Origin of the sequence: Actinoplanes awajinensis subsp. mycoplanecinus (assembly GCF_001509495.1) — a bacterium.
GTDB classification, from domain to species: Bacteria; Actinomycetota; Actinomycetes; order Mycobacteriales; family Micromonosporaceae; genus Actinoplanes; species Actinoplanes palleronii.
This window is the reverse complement of record NZ_LLZH01000122.1, coordinates 1-16234: the sequence shown is the minus strand read 5'-3', so window position 1 is coordinate 16234 and position 16234 is coordinate 1. Positions and strand designations below refer to the sequence as shown.

17 protein-coding genes are annotated in these 16234 nt (G+C 70.9%); 9 read left to right on the top strand and 8 right to left on the bottom strand.

Annotated features, from left to right (window positions below; translation table 11 throughout):
• Positions 1-17 precede the first annotated feature (17 nt).
• The gene (locus ADL15_RS16460; protein ID WP_067691400.1) at positions 18-584 is read right to left on the bottom strand and encodes a Uma2 family endonuclease; all 567 of its coding nucleotides are present in this window, start codon (positions 582-584) and stop codon (positions 18-20) included.
• Positions 585-692: 108 nt separating this feature from the next.
• Positions 693-1148, bottom strand: a complete 456-nt coding sequence (locus tag ADL15_RS16455; protein WP_067691049.1) for a tetratricopeptide repeat protein — start codon at positions 1146-1148, stop codon at positions 693-695.
• Positions 1149-1275: 127 nt separating this feature from the next.
• Between ADL15_RS16455 and ADL15_RS16450 the strand changes: the two genes are divergently transcribed.
• A complete protein-coding gene (locus ADL15_RS16450; RefSeq protein WP_067691047.1) occupies positions 1276-1644 on the top strand; it encodes a nuclear transport factor 2 family protein in 369 nt (122 codons plus the stop codon).
• 1 nt (position 1645) lies between these two features.
• Here the strand turns inward: ADL15_RS16450 and ADL15_RS16445 are convergent, their stop codons facing one another.
• Positions 1646-2107: a MarR family winged helix-turn-helix transcriptional regulator gene (locus ADL15_RS16445; RefSeq protein WP_067691045.1), complete on the bottom strand. Its 462-nt coding sequence runs from the start codon at positions 2105-2107 to the stop codon at positions 1646-1648.
• Positions 2108-2231: 124 nt separating this feature from the next.
• On the opposite strand from ADL15_RS16445, the gene ADL15_RS16440 reads away from it, so the two are divergent.
• The gene (locus ADL15_RS16440; protein WP_083971322.1) at positions 2232-2993 is read left to right on the top strand and encodes a zinc-binding dehydrogenase; all 762 of its coding nucleotides are present in this window, start codon (positions 2232-2234) and stop codon (positions 2991-2993) included.
• 97 nt (positions 2994-3090) lie between these two features.
• Complete coding sequence (locus ADL15_RS16435) at positions 3091-3609, top strand: LytR C-terminal domain-containing protein (RefSeq protein ID WP_232344156.1); 519 nt, start codon at positions 3091-3093, stop codon at positions 3607-3609.
• A 2-nt stretch (positions 3610-3611) separates the two neighbouring features.
• Here the strand turns inward: ADL15_RS16435 and ADL15_RS16430 are convergent, their stop codons facing one another.
• Positions 3612-4733, bottom strand: a complete 1122-nt coding sequence (locus ADL15_RS16430) for a serine hydrolase domain-containing protein (RefSeq protein ID WP_067691043.1) — start codon at positions 4731-4733, stop codon at positions 3612-3614.
• An 87-nt stretch (positions 4734-4820) separates the two neighbouring features.
• Positions 4821-7295, bottom strand: a complete 2475-nt coding sequence (gene rph, locus ADL15_RS16425) for a rifamycin-inactivating phosphotransferase (protein ID WP_067691041.1) — start codon at positions 7293-7295, stop codon at positions 4821-4823.
• 164 nt (positions 7296-7459) lie between these two features.
• Between rph and ADL15_RS16420 the strand changes: the two genes are divergently transcribed.
• Positions 7460-7759 carry a hypothetical protein gene (locus ADL15_RS16420; protein ID WP_067691394.1) on the top strand — a complete coding sequence of 100 codons (300 nt, stop codon included), beginning with the start codon at positions 7460-7462 and terminating at the stop codon, positions 7757-7759.
• 63 nt (positions 7760-7822) lie between these two features.
• On the opposite strand, the gene ADL15_RS16415 is transcribed toward ADL15_RS16420, so the two are convergent.
• Positions 7823-8308 carry a DUF1772 domain-containing protein gene (locus ADL15_RS16415; RefSeq protein ID WP_232344153.1) on the bottom strand — a complete coding sequence of 162 codons (486 nt, stop codon included), beginning with the start codon at positions 8306-8308 and terminating at the stop codon, positions 7823-7825.
• A 542-nt stretch (positions 8309-8850) separates the two neighbouring features.
• On the opposite strand from ADL15_RS16415, the gene ADL15_RS16410 reads away from it, so the two are divergent.
• Complete coding sequence (locus tag ADL15_RS16410; protein WP_067691039.1) at positions 8851-9510, top strand: HAD family hydrolase; 660 nt, start codon at positions 8851-8853, stop codon at positions 9508-9510.
• A 221-nt stretch (positions 9511-9731) separates the two neighbouring features.
• Here the strand turns inward: ADL15_RS16410 and ADL15_RS16405 are convergent, their stop codons facing one another.
• Complete coding sequence (locus tag ADL15_RS16405; RefSeq protein WP_067691036.1) at positions 9732-10640, bottom strand: NmrA family NAD(P)-binding protein; 909 nt, start codon at positions 10638-10640, stop codon at positions 9732-9734.
• 98 nt (positions 10641-10738) lie between these two features.
• Here ADL15_RS16405 and ADL15_RS16400 point away from each other — a divergent pair, with 98 nt between their 5' ends.
• The 4 genes from ADL15_RS16400 (at position 10739) to ADL15_RS16385 (ending at position 14358) form a co-directional block, all read left to right on the top strand.
• Entirely contained in the window at positions 10739-11368 is a 630-nt protein-coding gene (locus ADL15_RS16400) for a TetR/AcrR family transcriptional regulator (protein ID WP_067691033.1), read from the top strand.
• Between the two features lie 113 nt (positions 11369-11481).
• Positions 11482-12381 carry a LysR family transcriptional regulator gene (locus tag ADL15_RS16395; protein ID WP_067691388.1) on the top strand — a complete coding sequence of 300 codons (900 nt, stop codon included), beginning with the start codon at positions 11482-11484 and terminating at the stop codon, positions 12379-12381.
• Between the two features lie 334 nt (positions 12382-12715).
• Entirely contained in the window at positions 12716-13885 is a 1170-nt protein-coding gene (locus tag ADL15_RS16390; protein WP_067691030.1) for an LLM class flavin-dependent oxidoreductase, read from the top strand.
• Entirely contained in the window at positions 13882-14358 is a 477-nt protein-coding gene (locus ADL15_RS16385; protein WP_067691026.1) for a flavin reductase family protein, read from the top strand. The genes ADL15_RS16390 and ADL15_RS16385 overlap by 4 nt, the downstream gene beginning before the upstream one ends.
• Before the next feature lie 2 nt (positions 14359-14360).
• Here ADL15_RS16385 and ADL15_RS16380 read toward each other — a convergent pair whose 3' ends face one another.
• On the bottom strand, positions 14361-15317 hold the full coding sequence (locus ADL15_RS16380; protein ID WP_067691021.1) for a D-2-hydroxyacid dehydrogenase family protein: 957 nt from the start codon (positions 15315-15317) through the stop codon (positions 14361-14363).
• Between the last annotated feature and the right edge of the window lie 917 nt (positions 15318-16234).

Below are 16234 nucleotides of genomic sequence, written 5' to 3'. Positions count from 1 at the left end.
CTTGATCCGGAGCGGGGTCAGGTCTGGCTGAGATCGATCTCGACGGCAAAGGGTGCGACCAGCTTCACGACGCCGGCGAAGACGTCCCCGTCGCGGTAGCGGCCGGTCGCCGGGTCGAGAACATACGTATAAACCAGCGGTGCACCGGTAGCCGCCTGCTCGACACGCCAATAGAACTGAATGCCAGCCCTCGCATACTGATCCGCCTTGACGATCCGGTCGGTCGTCTCCGAACCGGGTGAGACCACCTCGACCACCAGAAGCACATGCTCGGGCCGTGTCGGCGTGACGTCGATGGTCTCCGCCCGGTACACCGTCACGTCAGGACGACGGTTGTTCAACGGCACGTCCTGCAGCCGGACGTCGAAGTCGGTGTCAGCGTTCCAATCAGGTCCGGCCGCAGCGTCCAAGGCGTTCGCCAGAAGCCGGGCCAGGCGGTTGTGGCGCTTGGACGCACTCGGACTCACGAGAACCATCCCATCCACGATCTCGATGCCCGCACACTGCTCTTCGGTCCACGACGCGTACTGCTCGGCGGTGACCTGTTCATGCATCCAGGCCGGCGCGACCATCTCTGCAGTCATGGACACCTCCCGGAAGTCGATGGGCCAGCGGCCTCAAGATACCGCGGGTCCTGGCCACGAGCTGTCCGACGGCAGGTCACCACGCGCCGCACGGCTGAACCCGCACCGTCAGGCCAGCTCCCGTGTCAGCCGGGCCAGTCCGTCTCTGATCAGGCGGCCGTAGTCGTCGTCGGCGAGCGCACCGATCCCGTTCCGGGCTCGCCGCAGATGCTCGCGCGCCTGGTCGAGGTCACCGAGCTTGCGATAGCAGTCGGCCAGGTTGAGGTGCAGCGACGGATAGAGCCCGCCCGCGGTCAGGGTCAGCCCGGCCGCCGCCATCCTGGCGTCGGTGAGCAGGTCGGCCGCCGCGAGCGCGCGTCGATCCCAGGCCAGTTCCTCGCGCACGTCGTCCTGCACGTCGGCGATCGCGTGGGCCAGGACGCAGACGTGCAGCGGATCTCCCCGCTCACCACCGATCTCCGCCCAGATCTCGGCGAACAGCACCCGAGCGGCCTCCCGCTCACCCCGGTGATGGTGCAGGTCAACACCCTGAGCGATCCGGGCGAGCGTGTCATCGGCAGTCATCAGCGGCCCCTTCCGCGGCGACGGCGTCCTGCGGCGTCGACCTCATAGCGGCCCTCAGAGCCAACCGGGCCGCAGGTGGGTGTAGTGCACCCTGTCACGATTGCGGGTGCTCGGACAGCATCAGGGCATGGAAACGATCACTGCGGCCGCCGTCGCGGCCTGGGTCGGGCGGTATGAGCACGCCTGGCGCACCAACGACCCCGCCGACATCGCCGCCCTCTTCGCCGCGGACGGCGAGTATCACGAGGAGCCCTACCCGACCCACTGGCTCGGGCGGGACGCGATCGTCGAGGGCTGGCGCGGCCGGTGGGCCTGGCAGCAGGGCGGCTGGGAGTTCACCTGGACGCTCCGCGCGATCGACGGCGCCACCGCGACGATCGACGGCACCGGGACCTACGCGGAGCTGGGCGTGTTCGACAACCAGTGGACCGTCACGTTCGACGGCGAGGGCCGCTGCACCCACTTCCACATGGTCAACAATGAGCGTGCCGAGTAGGTCAGCTCGCGCGCGGGTCCAGCGAGCGCGCGATCTGCCCGGTGATCCCGCCGAGCTGCCGGGCCTGCTCGTCGGTCAGCCGGCCGAACAGATGCTCGCGGAGCGTCGCGTAGTACCCGGGCGCCGCCTCGGCGTACTTCCGCGAGCCCGCCGCCGTGAGCGACGCGATCGTGTACCGGGCGTCGGCCGGGTCCGGCTCGCGGACCAGCAGGCCCTGCTTCTCCAGCCGGGCGGCGATCCGGGACAGGTGTGACGGGGTGACCCGGGACAGTTCGGCGAGCGAGCTCATCGTGTGCGGCCGGTCCTGATGCTGGGTCAGGCACCACAGGATCAGGAACTCGGCGTGGCTCAGCCCCTGCCGCTTGAGCCGGGTCTCCAGGGTCGCGGGCAGCCAGAGCAGCACCGCCAGCAGCGACTCCCAGGTCTCCGCCTGGGCCGGCGCCAACTCATGATCCGCCCCCATGGGCGCGACCGTAGCACCCGGACACTTGCCGCGGAAAGTGATCCGGGAAACGCTTGCCGCGGAAAGTAATCAACCGTAAGTTACTTTCCAGAGAAAGTGATCACCTACCGAGGAGTTCTCATGCGTGCAGCCCGCTACCACGACTACGGCACCCCTGCCGGCGATCCCCGGCCGGGACGCCGCCGGCATCGTCGACGAGGTCGGTGACGGCGTGACGGGAGTGACCGTCGGTGACCGGGTGTTCGGCCTCGGCGGCGTTCTCGGCGCCTCCGCGGAGTACGCCGTGCTGTCCGCCTGGGCGCCGGTGCCGCAGCAGTGGACCCTGGAGCAGGCCGCCGGGGCGGGACTGGCCGTCGCCACGGCCGGGCGGGCACTCAACGCCCTCGGCGACCTGGCCGGCCGCACACTGCTGATCGAGGGTGCCGCGGGTGGCGTCGGCAGCGCCGCCGTGGCGATGGCCGTGGCCCGCGGCGCGACGGTCATCGGCACCGCGAGCGCCGGCAAGCACGACTTCCTGCGCAGCCTGGGCGCGCTGCCCACGACGTACGGTGAAGGGCTTGCCGATCGCGTCCGCGGTCTGGCGCCGTCCGGAGTGGACGCCGTGCTCGACGCGGCCGCCTCCGGGTCGCTGGCCGACCTCGTCGCGATCGCCGGCGGGCCGGACACCGTGGTGACCGTCGCCGACGCTGCCGGCGCCCTCGAGCTCGGGGTGCGGCACCTCTACGCGGAGAACGACTCCGCGGTGCTCGCCGAGGGGGCCGCCCTGGGGGAAAAGGGCGGATACACGCCGCACCTGGCCGCGACGTACCCGATCGACAAGATCGCCGAGGCGCACCGGGACGCCGAACGCGGCCACACCCAAGGCAAACTCGTCGTCGTCCTCTGATTGCGGGGCGTCACCGGTTCACCGCTCAGGCTGTGACGCGCGTCGCTTCCTCGCCTCTCGAGTACACGAAATGCGATCGGCATGCGTCTAATCATGCGTGAGTTACGCGCGTATCCGGGCCTACCTAGTCATCGGCTTCCTAGCCGTCGCAGCGATCATCGTGGTGGTGGTCTCGCTGGTGCGCGACACCCAGGGGACGGCGGCAGCGGACGACTGCCCGGCCGGTGCGGTGCGGGTGAACCTCACGCTTCCCGACGAGCCGTCCGAGGTGAAGATCCGGGTGCTCAACGGGACCAAGACCGCCGGTCTGGCCGATCAGGTGACCGCCGACTTCAAGGGCCGGGGCTTCGTGGTGCAGAAGCCCGGGAAGTCCAAGACCAAGGTCAAGCAGGTCGCGGTGATCCAGTTCGGCCCGAAGACGGTCGGCGCCGCCCAGTGGATCCGGGCGTTCTTCCTCGGTCAGGCCGAGCCGGTCTTCGTGCCCACCCGCACCACCGACGTGATCGACGTCCTGGTCGGCGACCAGTACCGCCAGCTCGCCACGTTCACCGAGGTCAACCAGTCGATGGCGCAGATCAGCTCACCCTCGCTGCCGCCGGGCACCTGCACGGTCTGACCTCAGCCGCCCGCCGCGCACAGTGTGCCTTCGACGAGGGCGTCGGCGGCGTGTTGCTGGCGGACGTAGTCGTCCGGCCCGGTGCCGAGCACGCTGCTGACCGACAGAACGACGCTGCGCCGGCCGTCCGCGGTGACACCGTTGTCGGTGAGGTAGCCGCCCCAGCCGCCGGGATGGCTCCAGTACGTGCCGCCGCAGGGCAGCGGGCGCTGGAAGATGCCGAGGCCGTACCGGGCGCCGGGCAGCAGGGCCGCCAGCTCGGGGGCGACCGGCACGATACGGGTCATCTCGGCGAGCTGCGCCGGGGGCAACAACCGGCCGCTGAACAGCGTACGGAAAAAGGTGTTGAGGTCCTGGGTCGTGGAGATGATCGCTGAGCCGGGGTCGGGGATGATCTGCTCGGTGACGTCGATCGGCGGGCCCGCCTCGAACGGCTGGTACGCCCGGGCGTGCGGGCCCGGTATCGCGGGCGAGTCCCCCGGCCAGGACGTCCCGGTGAGCCCAAGCGGCCCGACGATCCGCCGCCGCACCTCGTCCCACCAGTGCCGGCCGGTGACCCGCTCGATGATCATGTCGAGCAGGACGTACCCGGTGTTCGAGTAGTGCCACCCGGCGGCGGGCGGGTTCGCCAGCGCCCGCGCCACCAGCTGTTCCGGCGAGTAGACGTCGTAGCGATGGCGCTGGAAGTCGGCCTCGGTGGCGTAGTCCGGGATGTCGTCCTGCAGGCCGCTGGTGTGCTGCAGCAATTGGCGCACGGTGATGCGCCGGCCGTCGTTGCCGTTGCCGCGGACGACACCGGGCAGCCAGCGCTCCACCGGATCGCCGAGCCGCAGCCGTCCCTCGCCGGCGAGTTGGAGGACGACGACGGCGGTGAAGGTCTTGCCGGCGCTGGCGATCCGGAACCGGCCGTCCGGCGGCACCGGCCGCCCGGTGCTCAGGTCGGCGACACCGCTGGTGGCCACGTGGTAGCGGCCGTCGGCACCGACAGCGCGGGCCTGCACACCGATGGCGCCGAGCGCATGAATGGCGTCGGTAGACCGCTGCAGTCCACCACCGGGTGGCGACGCGGCGGCGGTCGTTCCGGTCAGGACGATCAGGGCGGTGACCACGGAAATACGGCGCATGGCGTCACGCTAGGGCGAATACGGCAACCGTTCCGATCCGGCCAGCCACCGAACAAAAGGTACCGCCAGCCACAGTTGACAGCGGGCTCAGAGCAGCTCGACGTAGCCGTCGGTGCCGTGCACCCTGATCTGCTGACCGTCGCTGATCAGGGTGGTGGCGTTCTCGACGCCGACCACGGCGGGCAGGCCGTACTCGCGGGCGATCACCGCGCCGTGGGTCATCTGGCCGCCGACCTCGGTCACCAGGCCACTGACCGCGACGAAGGCCGGCGTCCAGCTCGGATCGGTGTACGCGGTGACCAGGATGTCGCCCGGCGCCAGGTCGGCGTCGGCCAGGTCGTGCAGCACCCGGGCCCGGCCCTCGACGACGCCGGCCGAGACCGCCAGCCCGGCCAGCGCGCCGGACGGCAGGTCGGCGCGCCGGTACGCGCCGGTGACCGCCTCGCCCTCCGAGGTGAGCACCCGGGGCGGGACGAGAATGCGGAACGACGCGAACGCCGCCTTGCGCTCGTCGATCAGCCGGTCGTCGGCACGCTGGGTACGTACCAAATCTTGCAGCTCTTCCAAGGTCAGGAAGTAGATGTCCTCGGCGTCGCCGAGCACCCCGGCCGCCACCAGGCGTTCGGCCTCCGCGAGCAGGGCACGCTTGTAGACGAAGTAGCGGGCGATCATGTTGTACTTCGGATACTCCCGGTAACCGATGAAGGTCCGGACCCGGTCGATCACCTGCTTCGTCTCGGCCGCCTTGGCCGCGCCGTCGCCAGGCAGTGAGCGCAGCCGGGCCAGCACCTCGCGCTCCTTGCGCAGCGCGTCCTGCCGGCCCTGCTCGAAGCGCCGTTCCCGCGCGCCCGGTTCCGCGTTGCGGACGTTGCTGAGGATCATCGGCACGATCGCGGCGGGGTGCTCGCTCCACCGCGGCCGGGTGATGTCGATCTCGCCGACGCAGCGCATGCCGTACCGCTCGAGGTAGGCCTCGATCACGGCGCGCGCTTCGCGCCCACCGGGCAGCTCCGGCAGCCGGTCCAGGAAGTCGTCCCCCTCCAGGTTCCGCAGGAAGGCAACCACTTCAGGGTACGGACGGACGGCGTCCGCGACGTCCAGCAGCGCCATCCCCATCTCCGAGGTGACGTTGTCGGGGGCCGACTGGGTGAGCGTGTCGGCCGCGTTCGTCTCACCCAGCCAGCTCTCCAGGTGCTCGTTGAGCCACCAGGTGCCGTCGATCCCCGCCATGATCGCCTGCAGGTTCCGTGGACCGAAAAGGATCTGCCGGATCCGCCCGATGTCGGCCACCACGAAATCGATCAGTTCCGGACCGGTCAGCGGCGCGATGTCACGCTTCAGGGTCACGAGAGCCGCCTCCCGCTCCGCGATCAGCTCGGTGACCACGGCGCGATCCGTCGCGATCGGCGCCGGCGGAGTGCCACCCGGGGCGACCAGGGGTTCCTCCGGCTGCACCGGGACGAAGTCCTTGCGGTCGACGACGTTCTGCATCGCGTCACCCATCAACGGGTCCGAGCGGCTCATCATCGGCAGCAGTGCCGCGCGGGCGCTCGGCGACGCCAGACGCGCGGTGACGTCGACGAACAGGCGCCCGCCCGCGTCGAGCATGTGCCCCGGCGAGGTCGCCTTCCACACCGACAGGCCCAGCGGGCGCATCGCCTCGGTCATCATCTGCTGGTGACCGACCGAGACGTACACCCGGTTGCGGTCGTCGGGGGCCGGCGGGACCGGGAACAGCGTGGTGATCGGCCGGCTCTGCACGATCGCGAACCCGTCGTCGTCCAGGCACCACTCGATGTCCTGCGGGCTGCCGAAATGCTCCTCGACGCGCCGGGCGAGCGCGGCCAGTCGTACGATCTCGGGGGTTGTCAGCACCGGCAGACCTTGCCGGTCCGGAGCGATCTCGTGGTGCGCGGTCCCGCCGCCGGGCGTGGCGTGGACGGCGAGCCGTTTCGCCCCGACCGTCTCCGCGATCACGGCGCCGTCGCGCACCTGGTAGACATCCGTGTTCACCAGGCCCGACACCAGCGCCTCACCCAGACCGAAGCCGGCCTCGATCGAGGTCACCCTACGGTTCCCGGTGACCGGGTCCGCGGTGAAGGCGACGCCCGACGCCTGAGGAAAAACCATTTCCTGTACGACCACGGCCATCCGCACCGCGTCCCGCTCGACCCCGTGGCGCAGCCGGTACGCAACGGCCCGCTCGGTGAACAGCGACGCCCAGCACCGGCGCACGTGCTCGAGCACGGCCGCCGCCCCGATCACGTTGAGGTACGTGTCGTGCTGCCCGGCGAACGACGCCCCCGCCGCATCCTCCGCGGTCGCGCTGGAACGAACGGCGTACGCGGTGTCCCCGCGGACCGCCGCGGAAATCTCCGCGATGACCCCCTCTTCACTCCATGTGGGCAGGACCCGGTCGAACGCGGCGGTGGTGACGCAGAACCCGGCCGGGACCCGGATGCCGTCGATGCGCGACAGCTCCCCCAAATGCGCGCCCTTACCGCCGACGAGCTCGACCGCGTTCCGGTCGACCTCGAACAGGTTCACGACTGAGCGGGTCACCGCTCACCGTCCTCTCGCATCGGCGCTGTTACCGGCCGATTCTGCGGGGTGACCAGGGCCTTGCGGCAAGCCCCTATGTCCGATATAGCTTGTAACTGGAAGGGTATGACCAGCGGCCCCGATCGCCTGCGGGATCGGCCGGTTACCATCGGCGGGTGCAGACGATGGACCCGACGCGGTCGCTGAAGTGGTACGCGGGCCTCGCCGCGGTGTTCTTCGGCATCCTCCCGACCACGATGGTCGCCCTGCTGGTCGCGACCGGCAAAACCCCGAACTCGGTCGGCCTGCTGCTGATCGGCGGCGTCCCGCTGCTGCTGGTCGGCCTGACCAACGTGGTGCAGGGCTTCCTGGCCCCCGACCCGGAGCGCGCGGCGCAGCTGCTGCGCCGGGGAATGGCCTTCATCGCCGGCGCCGACGTCCTGCTGCTGGGCGGCAACGCCCTGCTCCGCGCGACCGCCGGATAGCCACTTCCGCGGGTCGCGGCGCATTGTCGGCTTGTTGTCGGCAGCGCATTGCCGGGCCGGGGCTCAGTGGGCGGCGGCCAGCAGTGCGAACGCGGCGATGATGACGGCGACGCGACCGTAGTGGAAGCGGTCCCAGCGGTTGATCTGCTGCTTCCAGTCGGCGGGCCGGTTTTCCGGCGTCCACGTCTTGCTCCGGTTGTTGATCGGAACGAGCAGCAGGATCGACATGATCACGCTGAGGACCAGCAGTGCGCCGGCGGTGACGACGAGACCGGCGCCGGGATCGCGCCAGCCGGTGACGGCCCAGACCGCGACGAGGACGAGCGAGCCGACGTACCAGACCGGCATCACGGCGCCGAGCATCCGGCCGCCGTGGGCACGGCCGAGCTGTCCGCTGTCGTCCGGAAGGGCGTCAAGGATCCGGTTGAGCACAAAGGCGACGGCGAACTCCACGCCCACCATCACGCCGACAACCACGACGGTGAACACCTCGAGCGCGTTGAGCACCACGACCACCCCAAAATCTAGCGCTGACACCTGACAGAGCAACGCTAGATCTAACAGCGCTCGTTTGTCTAGCGTTGCTAGATAAGTAAGTTGACTATGTCGACCGCGGTCAACCCGGGCCGCAATGACCATGAGGCGACCGGCGGGAAGATGACCAGGCAGTTGTGTTGTCCGGCACGGCCCCGCTGAGGTCGTGAGCCCTTCGCACCTGGTGCGAGTGCCGCAGGAACTGCGCACGGCCCAGTTCTCGCACACCGCTCTCGCGATACAGCGATGCGATCAGGGGGTGCCTGATCAGGGCGGGGCTCTTCGCGGTCCCGGTATCGATCAGCGTCCGGAGAAACGCGGCGGTGGCACCGACCAGATCGACGTACGAAAACTGGCCCTGACCCCCGCAGCGTCACCACGTTCCCGTCGAGCGTCAGCGTGACGACATCGGAACAACCGTTCACGAAGGAGAGGCTGCCGGAGCCGTCCAGCGGCAGCAGCCAGAGCTGGAACCGGAGGGCCAGAGCGGTCCCTTCGGCAATCGCCGAGCTGCGCACGGCTTGGGGAACCGGCCGCGCCGGCCTTACGGTCGGCTGATGATCGGCGCGGTGTTCTTCGACGTGGGCGGGACCATCCTGGACGAGTCGCGGGAGTTCGCCGGTTGGGCGGACTGGCTCGGCGTGCCGCGGCACACGTTCTCGGCGGTGTTCGGGTCGGTGATCGCCCGAGGGCTGGACTACCAGGAGACGTTCCGGACGTTCCGGCCCGATTTTGATCTCGCGGTGGAGACGGAGCGCCGGGTGGCGGCCGGGCAGCCGGAGTCGTTCGGCGAACAGGACCTCTATCCGGACGCGCGGGCGTGCCTGACCGCGCTGCAGGCTCAGGGCCTGCTGGTGGGCCTGGCCGGCAATCAGCCCGCACACGCCGAGCCGATCCTGCGCGCCCTCGACCTCCCGGTGGACGTGATCGGCACGTCGCACGGGTGGGGCGCGCAGAAGCCGTCGGCGGCCTTTTTTGATCGGGTCATCCGCGAGGCCGGCCGCGACCCGTCGACGATCCTCTACGTCGGCGACCGGCCCGACAACGACGCCCGCCCGGCCATGGACGCCGGCATGCAGGCGTGCCTGATCCGGCGTGGCCCGTGGGCACACATCCTCGACCTGCCCGCCGTGGCGGAGCGGTGCCTGTTCCGCATCGACGCCCTCGACGAACTCCCGAGCCTGGTCGCGGAGCACAACGCGGCCGGCCTGGTCTAAGTCGCCAGCGGTGCTCCCTCGTGAACGCATCAGCCGGCAATGGGCGCTGGCCGCGCGCGATCCGAACCCGGCTGGCGCTGAGGGTCGCCTCACGACCGCTGACACAGCCCTCAGCACCAGCCGACCGGCCTCGGCGGGCGGCCTCGGCGGGCGGGCCTCGGCTGGTACTGAGGGTTGTCTCGAGGGTGTTCAGGCAGCCCTCAGCACCAGCCGGGATCGGGTCAGCGCATGTGGGTGCTGGCCCACGTCTCGAACGAGGTGAGCGGGATGCCCAGGGCGCGGGCGAACTCCGGGCGGGCCGGCTGGCCGGCGACGTTCATCAGCTCCATCGGGAGGCCCGCGTAGGGCGGCATTCCGGCCGCCAGCGCCTGCTCCTCCGTCATGTCCGGCGCGGTGAGCGGGACGCCGAGCGCGTCGGACAACACCTGGGCAATAGCGGTCATCGGCAGGTAGTCACTGGCCAACTCCAGCTCGACCTCGTGGAAGCGCTGCGGCGCCGCGACCGCGGCGGCGACCGCGGCGCCGATGTCCTGGACCGCGACCAGGGACAGCCACGTGGACGGTTTGACGACGGTCACGAGGCCGCCCGCCACGCCGCGCGGGAACAGATAGGCCGCCGAGAGCAGGAAGTTCTCCATGAAGAAGCCCGGCTTGATGAGGGTCCACCGAGCAAAACCCGCTTTTTGTACGACGTGCTCGATGCCGGACTTCGTGTCGTAGTAGGGCTCCAGCGGCTTCCACCGGCCGGACTCCCGGCCGGGTGCCGTGGCAAGCCGATCCGAACCGGACACCGAGGTGTGCACGAGCTGCGGCACCCCGGCGGTGCGGGCCGCCTCGATCAGGTTTTCCGCCTGGCGGAGTTCGCCGGGGAAGTCGTAGGCGCCGTCCTTGACCGGGGCCATCTGGACCGAGAACACGGTTCGTGCGCCGTCGACCGCCGCGCGCAGCGACGCGGGATCGTTCAGATCACCGGTGACCAGCTCGACGCCGAGGGCGGCGACTGCTTTCGCCCGGTCGGTGGCCGGGTCGCGGACCAGTGCTCGTACCGGAAAATCTGCCGCAAGCAAGGAGCGGACCGCGGCGCCGCCCTGTTTTCCGGTGGCGCCGACGACCAGAACGGGATCGGACATCTTCTTCTCCTTCGCGACCGAGATAAACGGCGGGGTCCGCCGTTTCTTGAAGAGTACGATACGGCGGACCCCGCCACTTAACCACCGTGAGGAGCGCGATGGCCGGCCAGCGCGCGGACGCCCGCCGCAACTACGAGTTGCTGCTGGCCGTGGCCAAGCAGGCCGTCGCCGAGCAGGGCACCGACGCGTCGCTCGAGCAGATCGCCCGCACCGCCGGCGTCGGGTCCGGCACCGTGCGGCGGCACTTCCCGACCCGCCATGACCTGCTCGAAGCGGTGTTCCGCAAGCAGATCGACGAGCTGTCCGAGCAGGCGGCGAGCCTGGCCGGGCACCCGGACAGCCGCGCCGCGCTGCTGGAGTGGCTCGGCTCGGTGCTGACCTTCGGCGCGACCACCCGCGGGCTGGCCGAGGCCCTGAACCGCGACCACATCGCCGCAGCCGGCGGCCGCGACCAGCCCGCCTCGCCCGGCGGAGCCACTCACGGCCGCGACCAGCTTGCCGGTGCGGGCGAGGGGCACGAGCACTGCGCGACCGCGCGGCTGACCGAGGCCGGTGAGCCGCTGGTGCGCCGCGCGGCCGCCGACGGCATGGTGACGCCCGGTGTCACGATCACCGACCTGCTCAACCTGATCACCGGGATCGCGCTGGCCACCGAGCACCACCCGGACGGGGCCGCGGAGGCGAGTCGGCTGCTCGGTTTGACCGTCGCGGGAGTAAGCCCGGTCTGACCGCCGCCATCGTCGACCCGCGCCGATCGGCTCCGGCAGCGTCGGCCGGCGCCGATCGGTCTGAGAGCTTCGGCCGGCGCTGATCGGCCCTGACAGCAGGAAAGGTGTCCGCCGTGCGGCTGGAGCAGCTCGAATATCTGGCAGCCGTGACGCAGCACGGGTCGCTGCGGCGTGCCGCCGAGCAACTGCACGTGTCGCAGTCCGCGCTCAGCGAGGGCATCAGCAGCCTGGAGCGCGAGCTGGGCGTTCCGCTGCTGGAACGGCACCGGGCCGGCGCCCGGGTCAGCCGGGAGGGCCGGGACCTGCTGCCGCTGATGGCGGAGATCCTGGCCGGGGTGGCGCAGCTGAAGAACGCGGCGCGCGATCACGCCCGGACGATCCGCACCATCCGGGTCGGCACGGTCAACGCCGGTACGTCGGCGCTGCTGGTACCGGCCGTGCGCGAGTTCGGCGCCGGGCACCCGAACACCACCGTCGACGTGGCCGCGATGCTGCAGGGCGAGATCCAGGAAGCACTGCTGGAGGGCCGGCTCGACGTGGGCCTGGTGAACGTCTTCCCGGACGACCCGATCCCGCCGACGCTGGAGCGGACCGTGCTGCTGCGCGGGCGGCCGGTGGTGTGCTGCCGCGCCGACGACCCCCTCGCCGCGCTCGACGTGATCAGTGTCGAGGAGTTGCGGGCGCGGCCGTTCGTGGCGATGCGGCCGGGGTATCTGATGCACCGGCTCGCGCAGCGGTTGTTCGGCGACGCTCCCCCGCCGGAGACGTTCTCCACCGACGGCGCCGAGATGGGCAAGGTGCTCGTCGCGAACGGGACCGGGCCGACGATCCTGCCGGACTACAGCGTGGTGGGTGACCCGCTGGAACAGGCCGGGGTGATCACTACGCGGCCGTTGGCGGAGCCGGTGCCGCCGGTCACGATGTTGCTGTTGCGCCGCCGGTTCGACCGGGTGCCCCCGGTGATCCACGACTTCGAGCAAACGATCATCCGGCTGGCCGGCGCGTCGCGCTGACCAGTGCCGCACTGGCAGACCCCCGGCTGGTCGTCAGGGGTGCCTCCGCCACCCGGAGACACCCCTGACGACCAGCCGGGACCGGAACGTGCCCACGGGCAGCGACCAGCGACGTCCGCAGCGGGCCGGGACGGGCCGACGGCGGCGACCCGCGGCGAGTGTCACGGGCCGGAGCCAGCCCCGCGGCGGTGGCGCGTGGCGACTGGCGCCGGGAGGGCTGAGGGATCGGCGGGGCCGATGGGGCGGTCGGCTTTGCCGTACCCCAAAGATCTTGATGTTGATCTAAAACCTAGTAACTCTGTAGGTAATCTCGTCTTCGAGCGAAGGACGCCCCATGTCGCTGAAGTTTCACTGGTTCCTGCCCACCAACGGCGGCGACGGGCGTCAGGTGGTCGGCGGCGGGCACGGACTGTCCGCGGGCGGCTCCGGACGGCCCGCTGACCTGGGCTATCTCACGCAGGTGGCCCGGGCCGCCGAGGCGAACGGCTTCGAGGCGGCGCTGACCCCGGCCGGCGCGTGGTGCCAGGACGCGTGGCTCAGCACCGCGATGCTCAGCCAGACCTCGGAGCGGCTCAAGTTCCTCGTCGCGTTCCGCCCCGGACTGGTGTCGCCGTTCCTGGCCGCGCAGATGGCCGGCACCTACCAGAATTTGACCGACGGGCGGCTGCTGCTCAACGTGGTCACCGGCGGGGAGAGCCACGAGCAGCGGATGTACGGCGACTACCTGGACAAGGACGCCCGTTACCAGCGGTGCGACGAGTTCCTGGAGATCGTCCGGCGGCTGTGGGCCGGTGAGACCGTCGACTTCCACGGCGAGCACCTGTCGGTGGACGCGGCCCGGCTCGACCAGATCCCCGACCCGGTGCCGGCCGTCTACTTCGGCGGGTCCTCGCCGGCCGCCGGGATCGTCGCGGCCAAGCACGCCGACGTGTACCTGACCTGGGGCGAGCCGCCGGCCGCGGTAGCCGAGAAGATCGCCTGGATCCGCAAGCTCGCCGCCGAGCAGGGCCGTGGGCCGGACGACCGGCCGATCCGGTTCGGCATCCGGATGCACACCATCACCCGCGACACCGCCGCGGAGGCCTGGGCCGAGGCGGACCGGCTGCTGGCCGGGATCTCCCCCGAGATGATCGTCAAGGTGCAGCAGGGTCTGCGGCTGAGCGAGTCGGAGGGCCAGAAGCGGATGCTCGAGCTGCACGGCGGCTCGAAGGACGGCCTTGAGATCTATCCGAACGTGTGGGCCGGGGTCGGCCTGGTCCGCGGCGGCGCCGGCACCGCGCTGGTCGGCAGCCACGAGCAGGTCGCCGACCGGATCGCGGAATATGCCGCGCTCGGCATCGACGAGTTCGTGCTGTCGGCCTACCCGCACCTCGAGGGCGCGTACTGGTTCGGCGAGGGGGTGCTGCCGATCCTGGCCGAGCGGGGACTGTGGAAGGACGAGCGTCCCCGGCGGCGGCACAGCGTCGCGGTGCCGTTCGCCGCCGCGGGACGGCCGACGCCATGAGCCTGGACCCGGCCGCTCTGCGCCGGGCGTTCGGCGCCTTCCCCAGCGGCGTGGTCGCGGTCGCGGCGGCGGTCGACGGGCGCCTGCTCGGGCTCGCCGCCAGCTCGTTCACCTCGGTGAGCCTGGACCCGCCGCTGGTCTCGTTCTCGATCGCGAACAGCTCTAAGACCTGGCCGGACCTGCGCCGCGCCGCCCGCCTCGGCATCACCGTGCTCGCCGACCACCACGGCGAGACCTGCCGGCAGCTGGCCGGGCCGGTCGAACACCGCTTCGACGGCCTGCCCGCCTCGGTGACCGCGGCCGGCGCGGTGCTGCTCGACAACGGGCTGGCCCGGTTCGACTGTTCGATCGACCGGGAGGTGGCGGCCGGCGATCACGCGATCGTGCTGCTGCGGCTGCACGCGGTCGAGCACGCGGAGGGGGCGTCGCCGCTGGTCTTCCACCGGTCGAGCTTCGGGCGGCTCGCGGCCTGAGGTCAGGTCAGCACGCGCACCGGCGTGCCGTCGCGCCAGGCCGTGACGTCGTCGACGATCTGCTGATACATCACCTGGTAGGTCCGGTCGGTGACGTAACCGAGGTGCGGCAGCAGCACGGTGTTCGGCGCGCCGCGCAGCGGATCACCGGCAGGGAGCGGCTCCACGTCGTAGACGTCCAGGCCCGCGCCGGCGATCGTGCCCGCGGTCAGTGCCGCGACCAGCGCGTCCCGGTCGACGATCGGCCCGCGCGAGGTGTTGATCAAGACCGCGGTTCGCTTCATGGCCGCCAGTTCGGCGGCACCGACAACCGATTTTGTACGATCACTGAGCTTGAGGTGGACCGTCAGCACGTCACTCGCCGCGAACAGCTCGTCCCGGCTGACGTAGGTGGCACCGGCCTCGGCCGCGCGCGCCGGCGTGAGGTTCTCGCTCCACGCGATCACTCGCATGTCGAACGCCTGCCCGATCCGCGCCACCTGGGAGCCGAGCCGGCCCAGCCCGAGCACGCCCAGCGTCGTACCGTTCAGATCGGTCCCGATCGTGGTCTGCCAGCGCCCGTCCCGCAGCGCCCGGTCCTCGGCGGCGACGTGCCGCTGCACCGCGAGGATCAGCGCCCAGGTCAGCTCGGCGGTGTTCGAGCTAGTCACGGACCCGGCCATGGTGGTCCCGCAGACCGTGACACCGCAAGCCCTCGCCGCGTCCAGATCGATCGACGCGTTGACCATCCCGGTCGTGATCAGCAATCGCAGGTCCGGCAGCCGCGCGAACAACTCCGCGGTGAACGGCGTCCGCTCCCGCATCGCGGCCACGACGTCGGCGCCGCGGAGCGCGCTCACCAGCGCCTCCTGATCGTCGAGGTGCTCGTGCAGCACCTCGACGTCGGCCTCGGGCAGCCCGTCGAACGGCCCATAGGAACGCGCCACCCGCTGATAGTCGTCAAGCACCACAATCCGCATGATCCTCACCGTAAACCGGTGCCCCTTTCGCTCGTCATACGGAGCACCCGCAGGACACACGCCAGCTCCCCCGGCGGTCTCACGCGACACCGCCCCACCCCCGACCGCGCCGCGCCCCCGCATCCCCGGCTGGTCCGCAGGGGTGCCTCGCGACCCCGGAGACACCCCTGCGGACCAGCCGGGGGCCCGGCGCTCAACGCCCGAGAACCTGGCCGGCTCCCGGGGGTGCCTCGGAGACACCCCCGAGGACCAGCCCACAAACGCCAGCTGGCTCGCAGAGGTGTCTCGAGGGCTCGGAGACACCCCTGCGGACCAGCTCACGAACGCCGGCTGGCTCCCAGAGGTGCCTCGCAGGCCCGGAGACACCCCTGCGGACCAGCTGGGATGTGAAGGGCGCGTCGCGGGTTGGGGGTGCGGGGCCCTGTGTGGTGAGTGGCGCGGTCGTGACGCGTGGGCTGATCCGCAGCGCGGAACACCCGCGCCGGTCCGGACCGTTGCGCGTCTCCCGACCCCGGCTGGTTCTCACGGCGGTCTCAAGGCGCCGGAGACAACCGCCACCACCAGCCGGCCACGGCGGAGCTGGTGCTCACGGTTGCCTCAACGGACCGGAGACAGCCGCCAGCACCAGCTGACGGTGGCGGGCTCGTGGTGAGGGCTGGCGCGGGGTGCTGGATTCGGCTGTGAATGCCAGCTGGCGGGTTTCGGCTGGTGGTGAGGGGTGTCTCGGGGTGCCGGAGGCACCCCGGAGAACCAGCCGGGGCCGGGGGCGCGCTGCGGTCGGGAGTGGGGCGGTATCGCGCGGGACCACCGCGGGACTCGGCTCGTAGCCTGCGGAGACCCTGTTGGTTTATTTGGTGGGGTTATGCGGCGAGGGTGAAGTTGAGGCGTTGGAGGTGGGTGGTTCGGGTGCGGTCGAG

Coding starts and splice junctions, on each gene's coding strand:
- ADL15_RS16420 (WP_067691394.1), top strand. CDS start 7,460: ATGGACCCGACGCGGTCGCTGAAGTGGTACGCGGGCCTCGCCGCGGTG.
- ADL15_RS16405 (WP_067691036.1), bottom strand. CDS start 10,640: ATGTCCGATCCCGTTCTGGTCGTCGGCGCCACCGGAAAACAGGGCGGC.
- ADL15_RS16380 (WP_067691021.1), bottom strand. CDS start 15,317: ATGCGGATTGTGGTGCTTGACGACTATCAGCGGGTGGCGCGTTCCTAT.
- ADL15_RS16455 (WP_067691049.1), bottom strand. CDS start 1,148: ATGACTGCCGATGACACGCTCGCCCGGATCGCTCAGGGTGTTGACCTG.
- ADL15_RS16430 (WP_067691043.1), bottom strand. CDS start 4,733: ATGCGCCGTATTTCCGTGGTCACCGCCCTGATCGTCCTGACCGGAACG.
- ADL15_RS16460 (WP_067691400.1), bottom strand. CDS start 584: ATGACTGCAGAGATGGTCGCGCCGGCCTGGATGCATGAACAGGTCACC.
- ADL15_RS16400 (WP_067691033.1), top strand. CDS start 10,739: ATGGCCGGCCAGCGCGCGGACGCCCGCCGCAACTACGAGTTGCTGCTG.
- ADL15_RS16385 (WP_067691026.1), top strand. CDS start 13,882: ATGAGCCTGGACCCGGCCGCTCTGCGCCGGGCGTTCGGCGCCTTCCCC.
- ADL15_RS16450 (WP_067691047.1), top strand. CDS start 1,276: ATGGAAACGATCACTGCGGCCGCCGTCGCGGCCTGGGTCGGGCGGTAT.
- ADL15_RS16390 (WP_067691030.1), top strand. CDS start 12,716: ATGTCGCTGAAGTTTCACTGGTTCCTGCCCACCAACGGCGGCGACGGG.
- ADL15_RS16410 (WP_067691039.1), top strand. CDS start 8,851: ATGATCGGCGCGGTGTTCTTCGACGTGGGCGGGACCATCCTGGACGAG.
- ADL15_RS16445 (WP_067691045.1), bottom strand. CDS start 2,107: ATGGGGGCGGATCATGAGTTGGCGCCGGCCCAGGCGGAGACCTGGGAG.